The following is a 22,781-nucleotide window of genomic DNA, read 5'->3' as shown; positions in this document are numbered from 1 at the left end:
TCTGCTGTTCGTACAGAACACGACAAGTCGGGTCGCCCGAGCCAAAGTCCGGACCAAAGAGAACAAATGCGTCGTTTGAATCCGCGTGAAAAGGGACCTGCCTATCTGTTGCGATCAAAGAATTGCGCATATAGCTCATGGCTCACGCAGGACACCTGCCTCAAGATTTTCTTGCTCCAAAGGAGGTGAACGAAAATTGCGTATTTTCTTGTGCCCCACATGTGAAAATCAAGTTCATTTCAACAATACCCAATGCGTCAATTGCTTCTCTGGCTTGGCCTATGCACCGCTCGAAGATGAATGGGCTGCGCTGGGACCTGATAATCTTGGTGCCTGGAACAGAGAGTGCTGTACGAACCGCGAAGTAATCGGCTGCAACTGGTTGCGAGAGATCGGCGACCAAAGCGGACTATGCGTTTCTTGCCTCCACACTACGAAAATTCCCGATATGTCCGACCCAACAAACACTCGGCAATGGGCCCGGTTGGAACGCGCAAAGAGGCGCTTGTTCTATGGGCTGTTCAAGTTCGGCCTGCCACTGGCGCGTGAACCGGACGGTATCGAAGGGTCATTGAAATTCGAGTTTTTGGGCGACGAGATGCGTCCCGATGGCAAGAATGAGCGCGTAGTTACCGGACATGCCAGTGGCTGTATAACGATCAACATCGAAGAGGCTGACGATGCGATCCGCGAAAAGAACCGGACGGCCCTGGGAGAACCATATCGGACCCTGATCGGACATTTTCGACATGAAGTCGCGCATTACTACTGGGATAAGCTCGTCGTCTCCGAAGATCTCAAGAACGCCTGTCGCGCCACATTCGGCGATGAGCGCCAGGACTACGGCGATGCATTGAAAGCACATTACGCCAATGGCCCCCGGCAAGACTGGCAGCAATCCTACGTCAGTGCCTACGCCTGTGCGCACCCTTGGGAGGATTTCGCGGAAACCTGGGCTCATTACCTCCACATGGTCGGAGGACTAGAGACAGCCTATGCCTACGGTATCAATCCAAAACCAACGCGGGTTGGCGCACAACACCTTGTTCAACTCGACAACCCCTACCATGTGTCCGATCTCGAAAAGCTCATCGAACACTGGATCCCCCTGACAGTTGCCATGAACGCCATGAACCGCGCGATGGGATTGCGCGACTACTACCCCTTCGTGTGGACACCGGTGATTTCAAACAAACTGAAATTCATTCATGACCTGATCGAGGCGCAGTAGCTTCGATCAGATCTCGGGAGCACGCCTTAGATCGAGCGTGAAAGGGAACTCCGGATGTGGCACCTCTGACTGTGGAATATAGTCGCCTGGCGAATGTCCATGCGCCTCGAACCTCGCCAGACGGCGGGCCTCAGCTTCATTGCCATTGACCGGGAACGTGTCGTAATTACGCCCTCCCGGATGCGCGACATGGTATTTGCATCCACCGACCGCGCGCCCGGTCCATGTATCATAGATGTCAAAAACCAAAGGCGCGTCTACCGGCAAAACCGGATGCAATGCGCTGGACGGCTGCCACGCCTTGTAACGAACGCCACCCACACTCACTCCACGCTGGGCGGTCTCTCTCAATGGGACTTTGCGCTTGTTGCAATGGACGCGGTACCGTTCGTGGTCCGGTGCTTCCAGTTTCACCTGAAGCCTTTCAGTCGAACTATCCGTATAGCGTACTGTTCCACCGATCGCGCCGGTTTCACCCAACACGTGCCAAGGTTCCAGCGCCTGTCGTATCTCTAGCTTCACGCCGTCATGATCGACCTCTCCGCAAAACGGAAACCGGAATTCAGCCTGTGCTTCAAACCACTCCGGGCGCATATCGAAACCGTGAGCCGCAAGATCGCGCAACATGTCCTTGAAATCCTCCCACACGAAATGCGGCAGCATGAAACGGTCATGAAGACTGGTCCCCCACCTCGTGAGATTGCCGTCCAAAGGCGAGTGCCACAGACGTGCGATAATCGCGCGAATGAGCAGTTGCTGGGCAAGGCTCATCCGTGGGTTCGGAGGCATTTCAAATCCGCGGAACTCTACCAAACCCAAACGGCCGGTCGGTCCATCGGGCGAGAACATCTTGTCGATGCAAATCTCCGCCCGATGCGTATTTCCGGTAACGTCTGTCAGGATGTTGCGAAGCAAGCGATCCGGTAACCACGGTGTCGCCGGGTTGGCGGAGCCTGGCTTGGGGATCTGTCCAAGCGCGATCTCAAGTTCGTACAAACTGTCATGGCGCGCCTCGTCAATGCGTGGCGCCTGACTGGTCGGCCCGATAAAGAGCCCTGAGAACAAGTAGGACATGCTGGGGTGACGTTGCCAGAACAGGATCACACTCTTGAGCAGATCAGGTCTTCGGATAAACGGGCTGTCATTTGGCGTCGCGCCCCCGACGACAACATGGTTGCCCCCGCCCGTCCCAGTGTGCTTGCCGTCAATCATGAATGCATCCGCACCCAGTCGTGTCTGGCGCGCGGCCTCGTAGACCGTCTCGGTGATGTTCACGCACTCCGCCCAGGTCGAGGCCGGATGGACGTTCACTTCGATTACGCCCGGGTCAGGCGCAACGCGGATCACGTTCATGCGGGGATCGTGTGGCGGCGCATACCCCTCGATATGTATTGGCAGGTTCAAGGCCTTGGCGGCCCTTTCGGCAGCGGCCACTAGATCAAGATAATCCTCAAGCTTTTCGACAGGCGGCATGAAGATACACAAACGCCCATCACGGAATTCGACTGACAACGCCGTGCGCACGCTGCCGCCAAGTTCACCCAGTTCTTGTTCGACGCGTTCCTGAACCGCCTCGCTCGCCGTGAAGGATGCCCGTTTTTGTTCACGTTCCGCCTCTGCGACATCAGGTTCCAGCAGAGGATCGCGGGGAACTGTCGGGTCTTGCGGGTTAATGTAGGGATAATTCGAAGCCGGAACATGCGGCAGCGTTCCAAGCGGCAGACGATAACCTACGGGACTGTCTCCCGGTACAAGGAAAATGTTGTCGCGTCGTGTCTTCCATTTCTCCGAACGCCACGCAGGACCAGTGGCCTTGGCCTGCCAACGCTGGACAGGCAAGATGTAACCCGACGGTTTCGTGAGCCCCCTCGCAAAGACGCGCGCAATGCGGCTTCTCTCTTCAGCGTCCTCCAGCTTAGAGTCCTGCGGAGTCACGTTGTAGGGAAGCTCGGCTTCTTTTGTAATCCAGACCGCCGGATCCTCGTACGCCGGCACGACATAGTCATTGGCCAAGCCCAGTTCCTGCGCGATGTGGTGCAACAGCATCTCGGCCTGCTCCGGCTTGGCACCGCTTTCGACGTCCTCGCGCGCGATCAGGCTATCGTCTGACCAGATCGGATGTCCGTCCCTCCTCCAATAAAGCGAAAAGGTCCAGCGAGGCAGCGTTTCACCAGGGTACCATTTGCCCTGACCAAAGTGCAAAAAGCCGCTGGGGGCAAACTGATCGCGAAGCTTCCGGATCAGGCTGTCCGCAAGCCCGCGCTTAGTAGGCCCGACCGCGGAAGTATTCCATTCCTCTGCCTCGAAATCATCGATCGACACAAATGTCGGCTCGCCTCCCATCGTCAGACGCACGTCTCCGGCAGCAAGCGAAGCATCAACCTTGGCACCCATTTCGTCCAACGCTTCCCAGGAGTCGTCCGAAAAAGGTCTGGTAATGCGAGGATGTTCGGCCACGCGGTCAACTTGCATATCGAAACTGAAATCGACTTCCGCAAAACTGGCGGCACCGGAAATCGGCGCGGCATTTCTATAATGAGGCGTTGCAGCAAGAGGAATGTGACTTTCACCGGTCAAGAGCCCGGATGTTGGATCAAGACCGATCCAACCCGCCCCGGGCAGATAAACCTCGCACCAAGCGTGGAGGTCCGTGAAATCCTTGTCAGTTCCGGCAGGTCCATCAAGTGCGACAAGGTCGGGTTTCAACTGAATCAGGTAACCCGAAACGAACCGCGCAGCGAAACCGAGGTTGCGCAGGATCTGGACGAGAAGCCAGCTTGTATCGCGGCACGAACCTTTTGCTGTTTGGAGTGTTTCTTCCGGCGTCTGCACACCGGGCTCCATGCGGATCACATAGCCGATATCTTGCGCAAGTTGAGCATTTAACCCGACGACGAAATCAACGGTGCGCTTCGGACTTGGGTCGATCGTCTTCAGAAAAGCGTTCAGAAGCGGGCCAGACGGTTCAGGTGTTTTGTAGATCACGAGGTCGGGAGAGATATCTTCAGAATACGAGAACGGCCACTCTTCGGCGCTCTCTTCGACAAAAAAGTCAAAAGGGTTATAGACAGTCATGTCGGCGGTCAAATCAACCTCGATCTTCAACTCATTGACCGGATTAGGAAAAACGAAACGAGCCAGCCAGTTGCCATAGGGGTCCTGCTGGTAATTCACGAAATGATCTGACGGCGAAACTCGAAGCGCATGCGAAATCACCCGCGTCCTGCTGTGCGGCGCAGGCCGCAGGCGGATCACTTGCGGCGCCAATGAAACGGGACGGTCGTACTTGTAATGCGTAAGGTGATAAATGGCAGCTTTGATTGACATTTTGTTCTTTCCGGCACCCTCGGTGCATCTTGTTTCGATAGTCCAAATCAGATCGAGGCTCTCACGCTTCGAATGCGTTCCGCCAAACTCTTATACTAGTGTCTTTCGCATCATTATCCCAAATCCGGAATGGCCATCGATGTCCAGCCCACGTGACAAAACTGATATTGAGCCACTCATCGATATCTGGGCATTTTGCAGCGTAACTTCAGTGACTTCTTGCTACCACTGATCAGTTTCGCTCGTGTCTTCCGGAACCGATAGACCACGGCTGGAAGTTTCCCGCCAGATACGGAGAATGTCTTGCGCCCTTCCCGTCCTTACGCGTGTAAAGGAACCTTTCACAGTGCAAAGATAGCCCCACCAGAGACGCTCATCTGGCCAGAAAGCGGGATTAGAGCAAGACAGAGAGAACAAACAGTCCTCAGTGTCTCTGCATGTTAATCCGGAAACAGTCTGAAAACTGCATCCAATATTGCGGCAAGCTGAAACCCCTCGCACTTAAGCGTAGGAGATCAAAGACCCGCAGAGGCTTCGTCCAATACAAACCGGACCATGTCCCAAGCGTCACTCTTGCATTTTTCGCATTGGCTACGCCAAGAGCCGATATCGCCGAACTTCCTTGACAGAAACCGAACGTAAAGAGAGCCTTTGATAGAATTGGAGTGGAGGTTTCCGTGAAGGTGGAAGTGCAATTTCGAAATCTTCCTGGTACCGAAGCTGCGGTGGGCTGGGCCGGAGGGCACACGATTGTAGCTGATCGACCAATTGGCAAAGCTGGTGGTCTTGGAATTGGTTTGAATGGCGCGCAGATGCTAGCTCTGGCGATTGGCGGATGTTTTTGCAACGACCTGCGGTATACGGCCGAAGAATTGGGCGTAGCCTTGGGTGAAATCTCTATCGACGTGACACTCTCGCTTGAGGGCACCCCCTTGGTGGCAACCTTGGCGCAAATGAATGTAACGTGTTCAACTTTGGACGGCACAGACGCTTCGGGTGTCATCGAACGCGCCCGGTCGACTTGTATGGTCAGCAATTCACTTGCGCGTGGCCTGCCGGTCGAAATCTCGATGTCGGCCTAACATCGCGATCAAGCAATCTCTCAGTCCCGCCAACCGTCTTTTCTCGGCAAATCGACTGTGTTGCGGGGTTCTGATCAGATTGCCACCAAATGGGCCGATAAACAACGTCGAGCGGATTTGATAACAGTCAATCGAACCTATCCGGACCTCGCATACATTCCCTCGCTGGGAGGATATGGTAAGTTTAAGACGTGATGCAGATATTCTCGTTTTTAGAGTCGCAAGCACGCGGATCGCATCCAAGATACTAAGATGCTGGCTCTTGCCACGCGCATAGTCTTATGTCCGGCCTTGATCTCTCAGGTCGTCCAGACCAGACGCTCTGCTGGCTACAAGCCGGTTTCTTCGACAGTGCCCGTCAAAGGGACCAATCACAGCGAGAACACCGCAAATAGGCCATAGTGGTCGGAGCCCAAGAGCGGCCGGAGGTCGACAACGGCATCCGAGCCAAGGGGAAGCAAGACGTGATCAATCTCGATGGGCAACACCGGATTGAATCTCGGGAATGTCGTCTTTCTTTCACCAGCCACGTTTGCGCCAGAAGCGCGGCCAATGCGTCTGACACTGGAACCTTCGCGGACCATGTTGAAATCGCCTGCCACAATGACCTCGCCTTCAAGTTCAGAGAGAATCTTCGAAATCCTGCGGGATTGCTCGTGCTGGTCGAAAGGAAAAGGCCAACGCAGATGCATAGAGGCAATCCAAACCGGGCCGGAATCGATTTCGACTTTGGTCACCACTAGATCGAGGTCGGGATAGCACCGCGATGTCCCTTCGACGATCCTGTGTTTTGCGAGCAGAGCCACTCCTCGCGAGGGTGATGCGCGACAGACGACCATTGAGCCAAAATGCGCATTGAGCCTTTCAATGGTCTTGAGATTGGCATCTGAAATTTCCTGCAGCGTCACAAAGTCCGGTGCTGAAGTCAAAATATCGGCGCAAGCACAACCAAAACCGCGCCATTCACTTCGGCAATCGCGCACGGCGGCGGGCGCCTCGGTGGGGCGTCCATCACCAATTCCTTCGAGGCGATAGGCACCAACCTGTCGCGCTTCGAAGTCTTCGAGATTGATTTCAACTGGACGGCGGACGGCAAACTCGTCTGCCTGCACGATTGGGGCGAAAGCTTTACGGCCCGCTTTGGGATCGCTACCGGCGAACCGTTGGCCCAAGAAGACTTTAGCCGCCTCCTGGCGGCCAGTCCTGAGCGTCCGCGCAATTGCGATCTCGACGGCCTCGCGGGCTGGATGCGGGCGAACCCGGGCGTGCGGATTGTGACCGACGTCAAGTATCGTCCGGTGGAGGCGCACGCGATGATCGCCGAGCACCATCCTGACCTCCTCGCCCAGTTCGTTCCGCAAGCTTATCAGCCCGAAGAGATCGACCAATACCGAAACTTCGGATACGAAGACGTCATCTGGACGCTCTACCGCTACGGCGACGACGCAACGTCGGTCGTGCGCGAAGCCCGCAATCGAACCCCGTCGGCGATCACCATGCCAGTGTCGATGGCTGACGCAGGCCTTCTCGTTGCCGTCCGCGAGGCGACCGCGGTCCCGGTCTACATTCACACCGTAAACGATCCCGGAACCGTTGCGTGCCTGCTCGCTGCCGGGGCTGCGGGCATCTATTCCGACGACGTCGGGAATACCGACGCCGCGGCGCTCCGCGACGCGCCGCAGAACTGCCCGCGAAAGGACGGATCGTGAGTCGCACTCCCGCAGATCTCCGCTGTCCGGAAATCGAGCGCCTGCGAAACACGGCGCTCTGGTCCGTCTCGGGCCTCCGTATAGCTTGGATTGAGGAGAAGAGCCTGCGGCAGTGGACCGTGGCGAATGCTGCAAGCTGGATTATCATCGCTGTCGCGGGTCTTCCAGCCGTCGAAGCGGCTCTGCTGATCTCGCTCGGCGCCATGACCATCATTGTCGAACTACTCAACAGCGCTGTCGAGGCAACGGTCGACTACGTTTCGACAACCCGCCACCCCTTGGCGAAGAAGGCCAAAGACATAGCCAGTGGCGCGGTCCTTACCACGGCGCTGACTTGGGCACTGTGTTGGATACTTATCGGGGCGTCACGCCTCCTCGGCTGATGCCGGTAACAGTGCCTTCGCAAGTCACGGGCTGAAGCGGAACTTGCGCCTTCGGTGTTTACGACGATCGCGACGTTTTGAACCTGTGCTTTGAGATTTACGCATACCGCTATCTAGCTTGCACCGGCATATATTGATTAGGCCCGATCTCTCCTTTCGCAACATACACCCGAAAGCGAGGTCCCTGGATCAAGTCAGCAAAGCAACGCCGGCTAGAAGCATGTTTTACTATCTTTTCAGGATGATCGCACTTGGCAGTGCGAACGCCGTTTCATGCCTAGGAACGGCCGCAGCAAAATGAAACGAATTGTCCGTCATCATCATAGCAAAGCCGATGATGTCAGGTGACGCCTTGAAGTGGCGAACGGATTGGATTTTGTCGCAAAGCGAGGCCAAATGGGCCGACGTTCTCGCACAAACCGATTTCTCCTGACACTAGCCTATAGCAGGTTTCCAATGACCAGACCTCTGAGTCAGTCTTTCTTTTTCTCCTTTCCGCTGTCAAAACTATCGTCAAAGGTCACTCCCATCTGATCGCCGATCTTCTTTAACAGTGGCATCTGAACCGCCATATCCATTATCGCATCCATGGCCGTAGAAACCGGCGAATTTGGCATTGAGTCTGCGGAACGTCCGCCCAGTCCGGTCACATGATTGACGTTGATGGATTTTATCTTTTCGGCGGGCTTCACCATTTCGCCCACGATTTTCGGCATCGCCTGAAGCCGCGCCTTTTCCAACTCCATCGCAATCACCGCTTCAGAACGCGCATTCTCTGCATCGATATGGGCGCGTTTGGCTTCAGCTTCAGCAATTCTGACGGCTTTCTCAGTCTCTGCCGCTTCGCGCCGGGCCGCTGCCAAGTCCTTTGCCGTCGCTTTCTCGCTTTCAGCTGCGATGGCCGCGCGCGAGGCTGCAATATTGGCGTCAGACTCTGCGGAAACGCGCGCTAACTCCGCACGCCGCCGGACTTCGGCTAGGGCCCGTGCGGTTTCAACCGCCTCGGAAGAAACAACCGCCTCCGCGCGCGCGGTGTCTTCTGCGACCTTGGCACGGCTTTGTTCCTGACTTTTAGTTGAGATAGCAATCTTGCGATCCTGTTCTGCGATTTCCAGGGCCTGCTCGCGCGCAACCTCTGCGGCTTGGATGCTTCGCTCCATCTGGATACGAGCCTCCGTCGCCGTGCGCTCGCTATCGGCTTTGCGCTGAGCGACTTCGGCGATCTGCGCCGCCGCCAGAGTCTCGATTTCCTGCTGCTGTGCGATCTCTGCGCGCCGCTCTTCGAGATCGATCTCCAGTCGTTTTCTGGACGCTTCCATCGACGCACGACGCACCGACACTTCACTGTCGGCATCAATCTCGGCCCGCTCCTTCTTGGATTTCGCGATCACCTCCGCGAGCTTGCGCATACCCACTGCGTTAAAGGCGTTGTTTTCATCCAAAGCCGAAAACGGCGTCTGATCGAGCGCGGTCAGCGACACGCTATCAAGCTGCAAACCATAGCGCGTCAACGTCTCACGCAGCATATCACGCACTTCAGCCACGAACTGGGCGCGGTTCTCGTGCAACTCATCCATCGTCATCCGCGCAGCCACGGAACGAAGCGCATCGACCATCATACCGTCTATCAAGTTGCGCAATTCCTCGCGCTGAAAAGTCCGTTTCCCAAGAGTCTGCGCTGCCCGCGTAATCGCGTTTTCGTCGGGGATAACAGACACATAGAACTCTGCGCCCACATCAACGCGCAGGCGATCTTGCGTGATCAGCGACGCCTCCCCCCGGCGATCCACGTCTAGTCGCAACGTCGCCATGTTGACCCGTGCGATCTCATGAAAATAGGGAATGGCGAGAACGCCTCCGTCGATGACCACGCGACGCCCCCCAATGCCGGTGCGCAAAAGCGACACTTCGTTGGTCGCGCGTTCATACCACCACGCAGCCAGCGCAATGATCACCGCCAAGACGACTAATATGAGTATGATCCAGCCCATCGTGCCCATCTCCTCTCCTCCCCTAAAGCCCGTGCATACTGCACAGAATGTTCGAATGCATGCCGCCGTCCGTCGGGATGTTCGTCCCTCGGATCCATGTGGTCATGTCGGATAACAAAAACGCAATCACCGGCGCGATGTCCTGCGGCGTGCCAGGCCGGTCCATGATCTTGCGGTCTTCTTCAGCTCGCGCACCGAGCGTTTGCAGGAAGTCACCCAGAATCGGCGTATCAACCGGCCCCGGGCTAACCGAATTCATCCGGATACCGCGATTCCGCCATGTCCATCGGTTGCGCAGAGTCCAAGCGATCAACGCTTCTTTCGCAAAAAAGTAACTGCGCCCCCCCTCAGAAGAGACTTTCCAGCGCGCGATGAAGGCATCCAGATTTCCAAAATCGAGATCATCCGCCGCCTTTATGGCATCCACGGAGTTCGGCCAGTCGTGCCCGGCAAGCGAAGCCACATTCACGATGCTCGCGCCATCTGCCAGCTTCGGGATCAGGCCATAGGTCAGCCGCTTCAGACCGATCAGATTGACGCGCAGCAAAATGTTGGCGTCCTTCGTTGGCGGCACTCCGGCGTTATTTACCAACCCATCGATGTCGTTCGGTAACACATCCAAGAGCACATCGATCGTGCGCGGGTCAGAGAGGTCCGCGCGGTAGAACTCCTCAACGTAATCGAAGTTCTTTGTCATATCGACGCCTAGGACCTCCGCCCCCTGCTCGGACAGAAAACGCGCCGTTTCTAAACCGATGCCCGAAGACGAACCGGTAACCACGATGCGTTTGCCTTTGACCAAATCCTTCATCTCTTAAAACACCGGCGGGTAATGTTTCTGGCCGCGATCCAATGTGATCCATCGCGTTTCAGAAAACGCTTCAAGAGACCACCTGCCTCCATACCGCCCTAAGCCGCTTGCCTTTGTTCCGCCAAATGGAGCGTGAGCTTCATCATTGATCGACGCGCAGTTGATGTGACACATGCCGGTCTCTAGCCGCTTGGCGATGTCCATGGCACGGTGCTCATCTCGGCTTATGATGCCCGCTGATAGACCGTACTCAGTGTCATTGTTCATCGCGATGGCCTCGTCGTCGGTGCGAAAAGGCACCACAACAGCGACAGGCCCAAATGTCTCGTCACGCCAGATATCCATATCCGGGGTCACGTGTGTCACAATAGTCGGCTCGACAAACCGACCGCTCACGCCGCCACCGATCGCTATCTTCGCACCCTTCGCTATAGCGTCATCCAGTTGATGCTTCACGTTCGCCACCTGGCGATCATTAATCAATGGACCAATCACGTTCGACTTATCAGCGACGTTACCCGTCTTCAGTTTGGCCGCACGTGCCAAAAAGCCCCGCAAAAACTCATCATAGACTTTTTCGTGCACAAGCACCTTTTCAACGCTCATACAAATCTGACCCTGATGCATGAAGGCCCCAAAACTCGCCGCAGAAGTTGCGCGCTCCATATTAGCGTCTTCCAAAACAATAAGGCTGTCCTTGCCACCAAGCTCAATGCAGGCTTTCTTCAGATGCGCACCACATTTCGCGGCAATCCGACGCCCCACGGCTGCAGATCCGGTGAACGCGACGCCCTTCACCGTCGGATTATCGACGAGCTCATCGCCAACCTCAGCCACGTTCCGGCGCGAACACGTGACTACATTGAACACCCCTGGCGGCACTCCCGCCTCCTCCATGACTTCCGCGAAAAAGAGCCCGCCAAGCCAAGGGGTTTCTTCTGAAGGTTTCAAAACAATTGTGTTGCCCATGGCCATTGGCACAGAAAATGGACGTGTCGCCAAAATCCCTGGCATGTTCCAAGGACTGATCACAGCGACGACCCCCATGGGCGAACGAACAGCAGTAGAAACCTTGCCATTCAGCGACGGTAAGACCTCGCCAATAGGTGCATAGCACACAGCAGCCGCAGCCTTTAGCATCTCTGGCATGACCTTAGTTTCGTAAACTCCTTTGCCGTACCAACCGCCTCCCTCGAATTGAGCTGCTGCGATGAAGTCCGGAGCACGCTTCTCAATGATCGCAGCAGCCTTCAGCATAAATTCCGCTCGCTCTTGAAACTTCAGGCCCGCCCATGCAGGAAATGCGGCCTGAGCTGCCTCAATCGCGCGCCGCGTATCAGCCGCTGTCCCTTCCGGAATGCGCGCCCATAGAGAACCGTCTGACGGATTCAAATCATCGAACTGGCCCGGTGTCTGCTGCCACTGGCCGTTGATATAGAGGCCCTTAATAGACGGTGCATTTGTTGCCGAATCAAGCATTCTAGTCCCTTTCGAATTGACCGGAAGGACGGCGACGATAGACCTCCACCACAGGTCGTCTGTAGACCTCAATGACAGGTGCTGGTCCTTCGTCTTCGGCCCCTTGCGGTGCAGATGAATAAGATGGTGTACTAGGTGTTGGTGGTTTGTTTGCTTTGCGGTTTCGCGCTGATTTTGCCGCCGCTTCAATGTCTTTGATCACGACCGAGAGCCGGTCTTTCGCCAATCTATCGGCGGCCAATGCAACGTCCGGAGCAATGCCGCGCGGCGCGCTTGCTGATTGGCGTGCCGCGTTTCGCACCATATCGTCGATGGACATGCCGATCTGCTGCTCGGCCGTGCGTCGCGGTGTTGCCGAAATGCTCGAAAACCGAACAGCAGGCGCGGGCTCGGCAGAGTGCCGGGGCGCGGATTTCGCGTTTGTCTTTGTTGCTGCTTTGCTCGTCGCCCCGAGATAAGCCTTTTGAACCGCAGGGTCTTTGGCAAGACGGTCTGCTTTATCTTCGTGGACGATCTGTGTGTTTTCTAGGAGGTACCCGCGATCCGCAATCGCAAGGCTCTGCTTGGCATTCTGCTCGACCAGCAAAACACCGATCCCAAGGTCTTTAACATGCGCGAGGTTCTGAAAAAGCTCCTTGCACAAAAGCGGGGACAGCCCTAGCGACGGTTCGTCCAGCATCAAGATGTCCGGTGCCGACATCATCGCACGCCCGATCGCAACCATTTGCTGCTCGCCTCCTGACATCGTACGCGCCACCTGGCCCTGCCGCTCACGCAGTTTTGGAAACAACCCCAAAACGCGATCCAGATTGGCCGCCTCATCAGACCGCGCCCGAGCCGGATAAGCGCCGAGTAACAGGTTTTCTTTGACCGTAAGATCGCCAAAAATCCCGCGCCCTTCCGGCACCAAGGCGACACCGCGTTCGACAATCTCATCCGAGCTATGCCCCGACAACAACTGACCACCCAGCATCACTTCGCCGCCAACCTTACCTTCGCAAATCCCCGAAATGGCGCGTAGAAGCGTCGACTTGCCCGCCCCATTGGCCCCAAGGATCACGACGATTTCGCCCGCTCCAACGGTCAAGCTGACGTCCTTCAAGGCGGGGTGCTGCCCGTAGGCTGCGGTCAGATTTCGCACCTCAAGCATCGTCATCCCCCAGATAAGCGCGGATCACTTCGCGGTTAGACAAAACTTCGTCCGGCGAGCCTTCGGCAATTTTGGCACCTGAAGACATCACCACACAGCGATCACAAAGCGAACGGATCGCATCCATCACATGCTCCACCATAACCACAGTGCGGCCCTCGTCACGCAACGCATGGATCAACTCGACGCCGGTTTCCAATTCAGTGGGATTAAGGCCGGCAAGCCATTCGTCCAAAAGCAAAATCTCCGGTTCACCGGCCAAAGTGCGCGCCAGTTCCACGCGTTTCTGATCAATATACGTTAGCGAAGAGACTGGCGCGTGCGACATGGCATCAAGCCCTACCCGATCGAGCATATCGTGGGCAAAGTCGTCCGCTTCCCTTCCCCAACGCTTGCGATGTCCAAACACCGCCCCCGCTTTGACATTTTCCAAGACCGATAGCCCCGGTAACAAGCGAACAAGCTGGAATGTGCGCCCCACACCTTCGCGCGCAATCCTTTGAGCCGGAAGATCCGATATTACCCGGCCCTTCATGGAAATCCGACCCTCCGAGGGTTTGAACGCGCCCGAGATCATATTCATCATCGTGGTCTTGCCCGACCCGTTCGGTCCAATCACCCCCACCATTTCGTGCTCGGCCACATCAAACGACATGTTGGATACAGCCACCAGACCGCCGAAGCGCTTGGTCACGCCCTTGACCGAAAGGATCGCACCCGACTGTCTCATGCGCCTCTCCTCATCCGCGCTCGCAGTTCTTCGATGCGCCCGACCATGCCATGCGGCAGCGCATAGACGATAAGCAAGAAACACAATCCAAGGAACAGCGTCGACTGGTTCGGAAACTGGATCGCGACCCATTCCCAAAGGATCGTGAACGGGATCACTCCGACCAGCGGCCCCCAGAGTCGACCCGCTCCACCCAAGAGCGCCATGATGACAACAAGGAAACTCAATTGCGGAGAGAAAACTTGATTTGGTTCGATATAACTCCAACGCGGCGCAATGATTGCCCCCACCAAGGCTGCGAAAAAACCCGTTGTCGTGAATAAGATTACCTTTGCCGTCGCAGTGTTTATCCCAACATGCCTGGCTACCGTTTCGTCACCGCCGATGATTCTGAGCGCGAACCCAATTCGCGAACGGCTGATAAACCAGCCCAATAGGTAAACCACCGCAGCCACGGCCAGCAGCATCCAATAAATGTGCTGATCGCGAAAATCCGTCAAAACATACAGACCGCGCGAGCCCAGAAAATTATTCTGCACCCAGCTCACGACGTTGCGGATCATCTCCGCAAGACCTAGCGTGAAAATCACGAAATAGACGCCCGAAAGCCGCAGCGTGGCAAATCCGATCAGAGCAGCCAAAATCGCCCCGACAATGGGCGCAATTACCGCCATCAACCAGAAGGATTGCTGATAGTCGCTCATGCCCGCACCAACCAGATAACCACCAACACCAAAGAACGCTCCAGTTGCCAGCGAAATATAATGCGTTGGCCCGGAGAACATCACCCATGAAGTCGACAGCGCAATATACATCATGGCTGTCACGCCAATCGACAGCCAATATCCATTTACCATCCAGGGCAGGAAGGCTGCCACAAACACCAAGACAGCCGCCCAAACAAGTTCGCTCATTCCGGCTGGCTTCATGTTGCACGCCTTCCGAACAAACCCTCTGGTCGAAACAGCAAAACCAGAATGAACATCAGATAGGCTGCGGCCAGTGTCAGCCCGGGATCGATAAGCGTGGCAACCGCCGTCTCGACCAACCCCAGGATCAGCGCCGCTACGATGGCGCCGCGCACATCCCCCACACCCCCCATGATGACGATGATGAGCGCTTTGAGTGTGAATACCACGCCAATCGAACCATCAAGTGTGATGAACGTTGAAATCAAGACCCCGCCTGCTGCAGTGATCGCACCGCCCAAAGCAAAGGCAAAAGCGGACACTCGCGGCACATTTATGCCAACGAGCCCCGCAGCCTCCGTCGATACCGAGACGGCTCTCACTGCGACACCTGAACGGCTGAGATTCAGCCACAAATAAAGCGCCAGCCCGATCGCGCAGGCGATAACGAACGCCACAAGGCGGTTAAGCGACGTCGTTGAGCCAATGATTGATATCGGGTCTAGCAAGAAATTGTAGGCAAAGAAGCCGCCCTCAATTGACACTACAATGCCGATGATGATGAACGACATTCCAAACGTCGCGAGGATTGAATCGACCTCAAGTGCTCCTTGCGTCTTTGCGCGCCTGACCAGAGGCGTAAGCAAAAAGCGATAAATCAGCCAGTTTACGACAAAGCTTGCGGGCGTAATGAACACCAACGTCAGCAACGGGCTCACTTGAGAGGTCGTATAAAACCAAAAGGACGCCAATGCACCAAGGATCAGAATTTCGCCGTTGGCGAGATTCATGATCCGGGCCACTCCGTATTGCAAATTTAGCCCCATCGCGACGAGCGCATAGGTGCCTGATAGCAATAGGCCGGAGACGACTATATCTAGCATGGGTGGTTGCGGTGTCCAAAAGCAGGCACCCGGCACCAAATCAGTGCCGGGCGTTTGCGTTTCATTTTGGGATTATTCGGCCCAACCTTCCTTCAGACGAACTGGCACGGCACCATCAACGTTCGAGCCTTTCACGCCCCGGAAAACACCATCTTGCCATTGGCCAACGGACCAAAATTTATGGCTTACGTTGTTTTCAAAGGACAGATCACCCATCACCGTATCAAAGGAATTGTCCTTGATGTACTGAGTGACGACATCTCTATCCAGAGTTCCTGCTCCCTCGATGGCCTGCTCAAGAATTTGCAGCGCGGCATAGGTGTTGGCCGATGCCCAGTAATCGGGAACTTTGCCAGTTACTTCCAGGTGTGCAGCGCGGTATTCCGCGACCTTTGGGTCATCGACATTGGTGCCGCCGGCACCCAAGACGTTGTTGATCTTACCACCATAGGCGCCACTGAAGGCTGGGAAACTTGTCGCCACGGCTGAATAGTAGACCGAAACATCAAGGTCCTCGATGATTGCCTGCTCTGCCAGACCAAAGCTGTCTGGCGGATAAGACCATGCCACAAATGCTTTTGCGCCAGAATCCTTGGCACCTTTCATCACCGGCGACAGATCAGGTGTGCCTAGCGGATAAGACTTGTCGTAAACCAGTTCGAACCCCGCTTCCGTGAACAGCTCGCGCGCACGATCCGCAAGTTCGATCCCGAACGCATCCGCCACATTCACCATGGCGATCTCGTTGCCGATTGCGCCCGCTTCTCGCTGCTCAACCAGAATTTCTTTGACGCCATCGACAAACGCCGTCGTGGTTCCAAGCGTAAAGAAAAGGTTGGGATAACGTTCGGTCAACTCCTCCATCTTGTCGGTGATCGCTGAAACCGCAATCATGGGATAACCGTAGCGGCCATAAATCGGAGCGCTTGCGATGTTGAACCCCGTCCCATAGGGAGCGACGATGAAATCGACCTGATCTTGTTCGGCCAATCGCTGGGCCAACTTGATGTGTTCGCCGGGGTTGGTTTTGTCATCGTATTCGATCAATTCGATGGTCATTTTCTTGCCACCAACATCCAACCCGCCGCGGGCATTGACCTGTTCGACCCAAAGCTGAACATTTGGCCATTGCGTCACCACAGCACCACCAGCCAACGGCCCGGTTTTTGGAGCGATCGCCCCCACCTTGATAACATCCTGTGCGGCGGCGGCACTTGCAACAAGTGCGCTTGATGCGACAAGCCCGGCCGCTGCAATTTTCATAAGACTTCTACGGATCATAGTGTCCTCCCTGACAATTATCACGTCTTTGGTTCGCCTTCTTTTGCGAAGATGATTCGTAAAGGGCGAATTCTGCTATTGGAGTAAGTTTGCATCCATTAACTCGAACTTAACAACGATTATTACTTCTGACGGCGCACTTTCTTTGTATTATGGATACGAATCCGAGCTCCCAAGGTGATATTTATGAACCAACCGGACCGCACCGAGGCATTCAGCCCCGACGGCACACTTGTGACCGCAGACAAACGGGTAGTGGTTTCGCTAAGACAGATGATATTGGACGGATCGCTCGAACCTGATTCAAAAATAAGCGAAGTGCTTATCTCGAAAATGTTCGACGTCTCCCGCACTCCGGCAAGGCTTGCCTTGCGCGCATTGGAAGTCGAAGGCCTGATACGCAAACGCGACGGCCGGGGCTATACAGTACTTGCGTTCAACTCCGAGGATTTGGCCAAGGCCTATGAAGTCAGAGGAGTGCTAGAAGGTTTGGCTGCAGGAACACTCGCCCGAACGGGTATCGACGAAGAAAGCGCACGAACTCTGAACGAAGGAATTGCAGAAATTGACGCCATTCTGCAGAGCGCTCGCACGGCCGCCGAAATCATTCAACGCTATCAGGATATCAATGTCGTTTTTCACGGGCGAATAATGCAGGGCTGTGGAAATGATTTTGTTGGCCTCGCCGTCACTCGCCTTGAATACCTGCCGCTGCTCAGGCTCGGAACAGTAGTGTTCAACGAGGCAAAAACATTCGAGGAACTGAATCGACTGCGTTTTGGTAATATGCAGCACAGGCTCATCCTCGACGCGATCGAACGCCAAGACCCCTACCGGGCAGAGACGCTAATGCGTGAACACGCCAATCAAATCCCGGTGTACACTTCACTCTTTGTCTAGGAACAAGAAATCGTTGAACCATTGCATCGTTTAACTTTTTTCTCGAACAGGGCTTCCCCGGCAAGCAAGACCACCAATTTCAAATCCATTGAATTGTGGTTAGGATGACCCCGTCAGATGGCAACAAGGAGCAGTTCATTTTGGAAGACCGCTTTGAACAAGAGATAAGAGCCCGTCGCCATGTCCTGAAGAACGCGCTCGTAGGCCGCGCCAAGAATCAGAAACCCGTATCGAAGAACCGTACCAATCGCAGATAAACGATGGACCATGTCGTTCCTTTTAGCTGATGATAGACCAAGCAGACGGCAAAGCTTACTAGACAGATCGAAAACGAAGCACAGGACACTATTTTGCAATGACACCCCCCTGCATCATCTGCGTAGCGATCACCGGGTCGCTGCCGACGAGGGCCAACAATCCCGCCGTGCCGATCACAGTGTCCGAGCAAATAGAAAGCACGCATGAAGCGTTCGAAGCTGGAGCCTCGATTGTCCATGCGCATGTGCGAAACGAAGACGAAACACCATCCTCCGACCCTGCGAAATTTGCGGCGTTGAAGGAAGGCGTCGAGAAACACTGCCCCGGCATGATCATCCAGTTCTCGACTGGCGGTCGCTCCGGAGCCGGCAAAGCTCGCGGCGGAATGCTGCCTCTTCACCCCGACATGGCGTCTTTATCGGTTGGATCAAACAACTTCCCGACCAGAGTCTATGAAAATCCACCCGATCTGGTGGACTGGCTAGCCGCGGAAATGCAGACCTACGAAGTGAAGCCCGAGATCGAAGCCTTCGACCTTAGTCACATTTTTCAAGCAGCAAAAATGCATGCCGATGGCCGGATCAACGAAACACCATATGTGCAATTTGTCATGGGGGTGAAAAACTCGATGCCCGTCGATCGCGAGGTTTTCGACTTCTACATCAAGACCGTCAAACGCCTGTTCGGACAGAACGTGCCTTGGTGCGCAGCCGGAATCGGAGCGGAGCAGATTACACTTAACGATTGGGCGGTCTCGTCAGGCGGCCATGCCCGCACGGGCCTCGAAGACAACGTCCGGATTGACCGGGAAACACTTGCGCCGTCCAATGCGGCTCTCGTAGAGCGCGTGGTTGACCTTTGCGACCGATACGAGCGCGCGGTAGCCACTTGGTCTGAGGCACGGCAAATCCTGGGACTGAAACAGGTTGCGGTTTGACTAATCGGGTGCAAGTGAACTGGCCATTGTTTGCCGAAGCCGCCGGCATTAGCGCTATATGCGCTTTGCTCCCGCGCATGGATGAGGCCCTTCAATGAGCAATGCATTTGACCACCCTTGGCTAAGCGGCATTTTTTCTGACGATGAGGCCCTTCAGATTTGGTCGCCCGACAATCAGCTGAAACATATGCGTGCGTTCGAAGCCGCCCTCGCCCGCGCGTTGGGGCGTGTTGGAATCTATCCGATTGAGATTGCCGACGATATTGCAGACCGGATTGCAGCTTTCCCGGTTGATCTTGAGAACCTTCGACGGGGAAGTGCTACGGATGGTGTTCCAATTCCGGCATTGGTCTCGCAACTCCGGGCTATGATCGGCGAGAACAGTGACGCCGTGCATAAGGGTGCAACGTCGCAAGACGTTCTCGACAGCGCATTGGCCCTGACACTTCGCGCTTTCAACGTTTTGTTGCACGCACGCCTGACAGAATTGAGCGAAACCATCGAGGACCTTTCCAGACGGTTCGGCAATCATTCTCTCATGGGGCGAACGCGTATGCAGGCCGCCTTGCCGATTACTGTCTCGGACCGCCTGCGGACTTGGTCCCACCCCCTTCAGACGCATCTGAAGCGACTGGATCAAATGCGCGGCCGCGTCGAACTCCTGCAATTGGGTGGCCCCGTTGGCAATGGAACTCCGCTCGCTCCGCATACAGCCGAAATCGCGATTGAGATGGCCACAGAGCTCAATCTTGGATCAGCCTCCGGATCTTGGCACGCGACACGCGACGCCTTGGCCGAATATGCCAATCTCTTGTCTCTTATCAGCGGGTCCGTCGGAAAGATGGGTCAGGACATTTGTCTGATGGCCCAACAGGGCGTGGATGAAATCGGCTTGTCCGGCGGGGGTGGGTCATCAGCCATGCCGCACAAACAAAACCCTGTACTTGCTGAACTTCTTGTTACCTTGGCCCGTTTCAACGCGACACAGATCAGCGGTATGCACCATGCCTTGATACACGAACAGGAGCGTTCTGGAGCTGCTTGGATGCTTGAATGGATGATCTTGCCGGAAATGGCAAAGGCAACAGCAAGGAGCCTCAGTGCCGCATCTGTTCTTTGCGCTCAGATCAACCGCCTAGGCGCCGCGCCCCCTCAGTAAGAACTGTAAACGGTCTGAGACGAAACCAATCCGTTACCACTTGCAGTCCGAGCTCCGAATTACGTTTTTTGGCAGAGCTTCGGCATTGGCCTCATAAATTGGATTTCAGGAAAACCTGTCCGTCCATCAGTTTTCTGGCAGTTCGAAGGACTTCCGATCGGTTGATACCCGTCTCAGAAACCCTGCAGATCACGGTCATCTCGCCAGTCGGATGCTCAATTGAAAGAATTTTGCTATCGCCTTCGGGCAAAACGGCCAAAGTATTCCCGATTGCACCCGGTGTCGCGATCGATGTCGCCACGCTAATTGCTCCTAAAACACCAATCGCCTTGTGACACCTATGAGGTATGAATGTTCGCGTCGATATTGCCCCACCATTTCGTGGGAGGCTGAGAAGACTCAGCTTTGGTACCGATGCCTGGGACACGTCGCCAAGGTTCATCAATGGGCCAGCTTCCAGGCGAATGGCCTCCAGACGATCCCGCAACTCGTGGTCTGCTTCCAGTTCGGCCGGAGACTCTTGACCACGTATACCTAGCTGTGCTGCCTCCATGACTACGACGGGCATGCCATTGTCGATGAGAGTCACGTCAATCCCTTGAATGGTATCGCGAACATGCCCCGTGGGAAATAATGCACCGCAGCTCGATCCAGCGGTTTCCTGAAACTCAATCGAGACCGGTGCTGCAACTCCGGGAACACCATCAATCCGCGCATTGCCTGCGTAAGAAACGACACCGTGCGGAGTGGCTACACTGACCTTCGCACGCTGACCACTATTTAGCATGTTTACTGTGACCGGTGTCTTTTCTCCAGACACGGCAACGAGCCCCCTCTCAATCGCAAATGGGCCCACCCCCGCGAGAATATTACCACAGTTTTGCGTATCGCTTACCAATGCCTGATCCACAAAAACCTGCAGAAAGAGGTAATCCACTTCTGCCGGGTCCCCAGCCGACCGCGAAACGACAGCGACTTTCGAGGTAAGAGGATCCCCACCCCCAATCCCATCGATCTGACGCGGGTCGGGCGAACCCATCAAATTGAGCAAGACCGCATCGCGCGCTTCGGGATCAGCGGGCAAATCCCCTGCCAGAAAATACGCACCTTTAGAGGTTCCCCCGCGCATCCACATGCAGGGGATGCCGCTACTCATACTTCAAACCTTTCGCTTTCAAACGCGGGCGCATGTCGTACATATCAAGACCAAGCTCACCAGCCTCGAAACGTTCGCGCTTTGCGGCTTCCGCGTCCATACGTGCCTGTGCCTGTGCCATCACCGTTTTCGCGTCCTGTCGCGGGACCACGCAAACACCGTCGTCATCTGCAACAATGATGTCACCCGCATTCACAAGCGCGCCAGCACAGACAATCGGCACATTGACCGAACCGATGGTCTCCTTCACTGCCCCTTGCGCTGAGATCGACGTGGACCAAACCGCAAAACCCATAGCTCGAAGATCGCGCGTATCTCGAACGCCAGAATCAAGCACTGCCGCACGGCAACCGCGCGCCATAGCCGAAGTTGCAAGCAGATCCCCAAAATACCCCATGTCACAAGGCGACGTCGGAGCCAGCACCAGAATATCGCCGTCGCGAAGCTGCTCGATGGCAACATGTATCATCCAGTTATCACCCGGTGGCGCCGATATCGTAACAGCCGACCCAGCGATGGAGAAATTCTGTTGAATAGGACGCATCCCAGCAGACATCAGCCCCTTGCGGCCCTGCGCTTCATGTACAGTTGCAACGCCTGCCTCGCCCAAGCAGCGGATCAGCTCAGGATTGGCCCGTTGGATATTTTGAACGACTACGCCCATGTCAAAGCTCGTCCACGGTGCGCGGAAAGACCGATTGGAAACCCTCTGCGTATTCTGCCGCGCGCCCCCCTGCCTGACCGCCCGAGTTCCGTCGAAAATGGTTCGCGCGGTTTTGCGCAACCCGGGTGTAGTAATCCCAAAGATGCTGCTGCCCTTCCATGCATTCAATTGCAGCGCGCTTTTTGTCCCAAACCGACGTAATGTCGAGAAAGGTATCAGGCTTCCAACCCATCTGTTCAGTCTGGTGTGGCTCGAAAAGGTAGAGCTGCGGCGCCCCAAGCACCTTTTGACCCGGTTTGTGGCCCCACGCTTGCGCGATCATTCGCACTTCAAGGCTAAGCTTCATCGTGTACATGTGATCGGTGTTGTATGGGTCGTATTGCGAGTGCGAGAGCATGAAATTCGGTTGCACATCCCGGATCACGTCAACGACACGAAACTTCTGCTCCTCCGACAGCTCCAGCGGATAGTCACCGCAATCCAGAAATTGAATATCGTGCACCTCAAGCGCCCTTGCCGCAGCTTCCGCTTCGGCCTTTCGCTCAGATTTCACCTTCTCCAGAGACATGCCTGACTGCTTCCAGAGCTTAGCGCTCTCGCCCCGCTCGCCGTAAGACAAACAAAGTACAGTAACGTAGTAGCCAAGCTCCTGATGCAAGGCGATAGCACCACCGCACCGCCAAACGAAATCCGCTGAATGTGCCGAGATCACAAGAGCAGTTTTGGTATTGCTCATGACGA

Annotated in this window: 21 protein-coding genes and 1 pseudogene; 8 read left to right on the top strand and 14 right to left on the bottom strand. The window is 55.5% G+C overall.

The annotated features are described in order from the left end of the window. Positions 1-85 precede the first annotated feature (85 nt). Both BOA8489_RS20765 and BOA8489_RS10350 read left to right on the top strand, forming a co-directional pair. Positions 86-442: pseudogene (locus BOA8489_RS20765) on the top strand (zinc-ribbon domain-containing protein); the annotation flags it as partial. Positions 443-448: 6 nt separating this feature from the next. Further along, a complete protein-coding gene (locus tag BOA8489_RS10350) occupies positions 449-1,231 on the top strand; it encodes a zinc-binding metallopeptidase family protein (protein ID WP_245813780.1) in 783 nt (260 codons plus the stop codon). A gap of 6 nt (positions 1,232-1,237) precedes the next feature. Here the strand turns inward: BOA8489_RS10350 and BOA8489_RS10345 are convergent, their stop codons facing one another. After that, entirely contained in the window at positions 1,238-4,558 is a 3,321-nt protein-coding gene (locus BOA8489_RS10345) for a transglutaminase family protein (protein WP_093973941.1), read from the bottom strand. Positions 4,559-5,235: 677 nt separating this feature from the next. Here BOA8489_RS10345 and BOA8489_RS10340 point away from each other — a divergent pair. Further along, positions 5,236-5,640: an OsmC family protein gene (locus BOA8489_RS10340; protein ID WP_217897942.1), complete on the top strand. Its 405-nt coding sequence runs from the start codon at positions 5,236-5,238 to the stop codon at positions 5,638-5,640. A gap of 371 nt (positions 5,641-6,011) precedes the next feature. Here the strand turns inward: BOA8489_RS10340 and BOA8489_RS10335 are convergent, their stop codons facing one another. Continuing rightward, positions 6,012-6,812 carry an endonuclease/exonuclease/phosphatase family protein gene (locus tag BOA8489_RS10335; RefSeq protein WP_141138270.1) on the bottom strand — a complete coding sequence of 267 codons (801 nt, stop codon included), beginning with the start codon at positions 6,810-6,812 and terminating at the stop codon, positions 6,012-6,014. Between BOA8489_RS10335 and BOA8489_RS10330 the strand changes: the two genes are divergently transcribed. After that, positions 6,804-7,349 (top strand): PI-PLC domain-containing protein, encoded by a 546-nt coding sequence (locus BOA8489_RS10330; RefSeq protein ID WP_141138269.1) that lies wholly within the window; start codon positions 6,804-6,806, stop codon positions 7,347-7,349. The two genes, BOA8489_RS10335 and BOA8489_RS10330, sit on opposite strands and share 9 nt — an antisense overlap. Then, on the top strand, positions 7,346-7,732 hold the full coding sequence (locus tag BOA8489_RS10325; protein WP_217897941.1) for a diacylglycerol kinase: 387 nt from the start codon (positions 7,346-7,348) through the stop codon (positions 7,730-7,732). Before BOA8489_RS10330 ends, BOA8489_RS10325 begins: the two co-directional genes overlap by 4 nt. 473 nt (positions 7,733-8,205) lie before the next feature. Here BOA8489_RS10325 and BOA8489_RS10320 read toward each other — a convergent pair whose 3' ends face one another. The 8 genes from BOA8489_RS10320 to BOA8489_RS10285 all read right to left on the bottom strand — a co-directional run bounded on the left by BOA8489_RS10320 (position 8,206) and on the right by BOA8489_RS10285 (position 16,966). Beyond that, entirely contained in the window at positions 8,206-9,723 is a 1,518-nt protein-coding gene (locus BOA8489_RS10320) for a flotillin family protein (RefSeq protein ID WP_245813773.1), read from the bottom strand. A 22-nt stretch (positions 9,724-9,745) separates the two neighbouring features. Next, positions 9,746-10,534 carry a coniferyl-alcohol dehydrogenase gene (locus BOA8489_RS10315; RefSeq protein WP_093973937.1) on the bottom strand — a complete coding sequence of 263 codons (789 nt, stop codon included), beginning with the start codon at positions 10,532-10,534 and terminating at the stop codon, positions 9,746-9,748. Between the two features lie 3 nt (positions 10,535-10,537). Further along, positions 10,538-12,013 (bottom strand): aldehyde dehydrogenase family protein, encoded by a 1,476-nt coding sequence (locus BOA8489_RS10310; protein ID WP_093973936.1) that lies wholly within the window; start codon positions 12,011-12,013, stop codon positions 10,538-10,540. Between the two features lies 1 nt (position 12,014). Continuing rightward, the gene (locus BOA8489_RS10305; protein WP_093974021.1) at positions 12,015-13,163 is read right to left on the bottom strand and encodes an ABC transporter ATP-binding protein; all 1,149 of its coding nucleotides are present in this window, start codon (positions 13,161-13,163) and stop codon (positions 12,015-12,017) included. Further along, positions 13,156-13,893 (bottom strand): ABC transporter ATP-binding protein, encoded by a 738-nt coding sequence (locus BOA8489_RS10300; RefSeq protein ID WP_093973935.1) that lies wholly within the window; start codon positions 13,891-13,893, stop codon positions 13,156-13,158. The genes BOA8489_RS10305 and BOA8489_RS10300 overlap by 8 nt, the downstream gene beginning before the upstream one ends. Then, a complete protein-coding gene (locus tag BOA8489_RS10295; protein WP_245813771.1) occupies positions 13,890-14,807 on the bottom strand; it encodes a branched-chain amino acid ABC transporter permease in 918 nt (305 codons plus the stop codon). The genes BOA8489_RS10300 and BOA8489_RS10295 overlap by 4 nt, the downstream gene beginning before the upstream one ends. An 11-nt stretch (positions 14,808-14,818) precedes the next feature. Beyond that, positions 14,819-15,685: a branched-chain amino acid ABC transporter permease gene (locus tag BOA8489_RS10290; RefSeq protein ID WP_093973933.1), complete on the bottom strand. Its 867-nt coding sequence runs from the start codon at positions 15,683-15,685 to the stop codon at positions 14,819-14,821. A 72-nt stretch (positions 15,686-15,757) separates the two neighbouring features. Beyond that, a complete protein-coding gene (locus BOA8489_RS10285; RefSeq protein WP_093973932.1) occupies positions 15,758-16,966 on the bottom strand; it encodes an amino acid ABC transporter substrate-binding protein in 1,209 nt (402 codons plus the stop codon). A gap of 186 nt (positions 16,967-17,152) precedes the next feature. Between BOA8489_RS10285 and BOA8489_RS10280 the strand changes: the two genes are divergently transcribed. Beyond that, positions 17,153-17,866 carry a GntR family transcriptional regulator gene (locus tag BOA8489_RS10280; protein WP_093973931.1) on the top strand — a complete coding sequence of 238 codons (714 nt, stop codon included), beginning with the start codon at positions 17,153-17,155 and terminating at the stop codon, positions 17,864-17,866. A gap of 113 nt (positions 17,867-17,979) precedes the next feature. Here BOA8489_RS10280 and BOA8489_RS20435 read toward each other — a convergent pair whose 3' ends face one another. Next, positions 17,980-18,135 carry a hypothetical protein gene (locus tag BOA8489_RS20435; protein WP_176440266.1) on the bottom strand — a complete coding sequence of 52 codons (156 nt, stop codon included), beginning with the start codon at positions 18,133-18,135 and terminating at the stop codon, positions 17,980-17,982. A gap of 86 nt (positions 18,136-18,221) precedes the next feature. On the opposite strand from BOA8489_RS20435, the gene BOA8489_RS10275 reads away from it, so the two are divergent. Then, positions 18,222-19,061 carry a 3-oxoadipate:acetyl-CoA acetyltransferase gene (locus BOA8489_RS10275; RefSeq protein ID WP_093973930.1) on the top strand — a complete coding sequence of 280 codons (840 nt, stop codon included), beginning with the start codon at positions 18,222-18,224 and terminating at the stop codon, positions 19,059-19,061. A gap of 94 nt (positions 19,062-19,155) precedes the next feature. After that, entirely contained in the window at positions 19,156-20,220 is a 1,065-nt protein-coding gene (locus BOA8489_RS10270; RefSeq protein ID WP_093973929.1) for a 3-carboxy-cis,cis-muconate cycloisomerase, read from the top strand. Between the two features lie 91 nt (positions 20,221-20,311). On the opposite strand, the gene BOA8489_RS10265 is transcribed toward BOA8489_RS10270, so the two are convergent. Genes BOA8489_RS10265 through BOA8489_RS10255 form a run of 3 tightly spaced genes read right to left on the bottom strand, consistent with a single transcriptional unit; the run spans position 20,312 to position 22,776 of the window. Beyond that, positions 20,312-21,355 carry a 4-oxalomesaconate tautomerase gene (locus BOA8489_RS10265; RefSeq protein WP_281256183.1) on the bottom strand — a complete coding sequence of 348 codons (1,044 nt, stop codon included), beginning with the start codon at positions 21,353-21,355 and terminating at the stop codon, positions 20,312-20,314. Positions 21,356-21,368: 13 nt separating this feature from the next. Beyond that, complete coding sequence (locus BOA8489_RS10260; protein WP_093973927.1) at positions 21,369-22,040, bottom strand: 4-carboxy-4-hydroxy-2-oxoadipate aldolase/oxaloacetate decarboxylase; 672 nt, start codon at positions 22,038-22,040, stop codon at positions 21,369-21,371. Position 22,041: 1 nt separating this feature from the next. Next, positions 22,042-22,776 carry a PIG-L deacetylase family protein gene (locus BOA8489_RS10255; RefSeq protein WP_093973926.1) on the bottom strand — a complete coding sequence of 245 codons (735 nt, stop codon included), beginning with the start codon at positions 22,774-22,776 and terminating at the stop codon, positions 22,042-22,044. Between the last annotated feature and the right edge of the window lie 5 nt (positions 22,777-22,781).

Source organism: Boseongicola aestuarii, from assembly GCF_900184815.1.
Lineage (GTDB): Bacteria > Pseudomonadota > Alphaproteobacteria > Rhodobacterales > Rhodobacteraceae > Boseongicola > Boseongicola aestuarii.
Note: the sequence above shows the minus strand (reverse complement) of the source record. Positions and strands in the feature narration are given on the sequence as shown.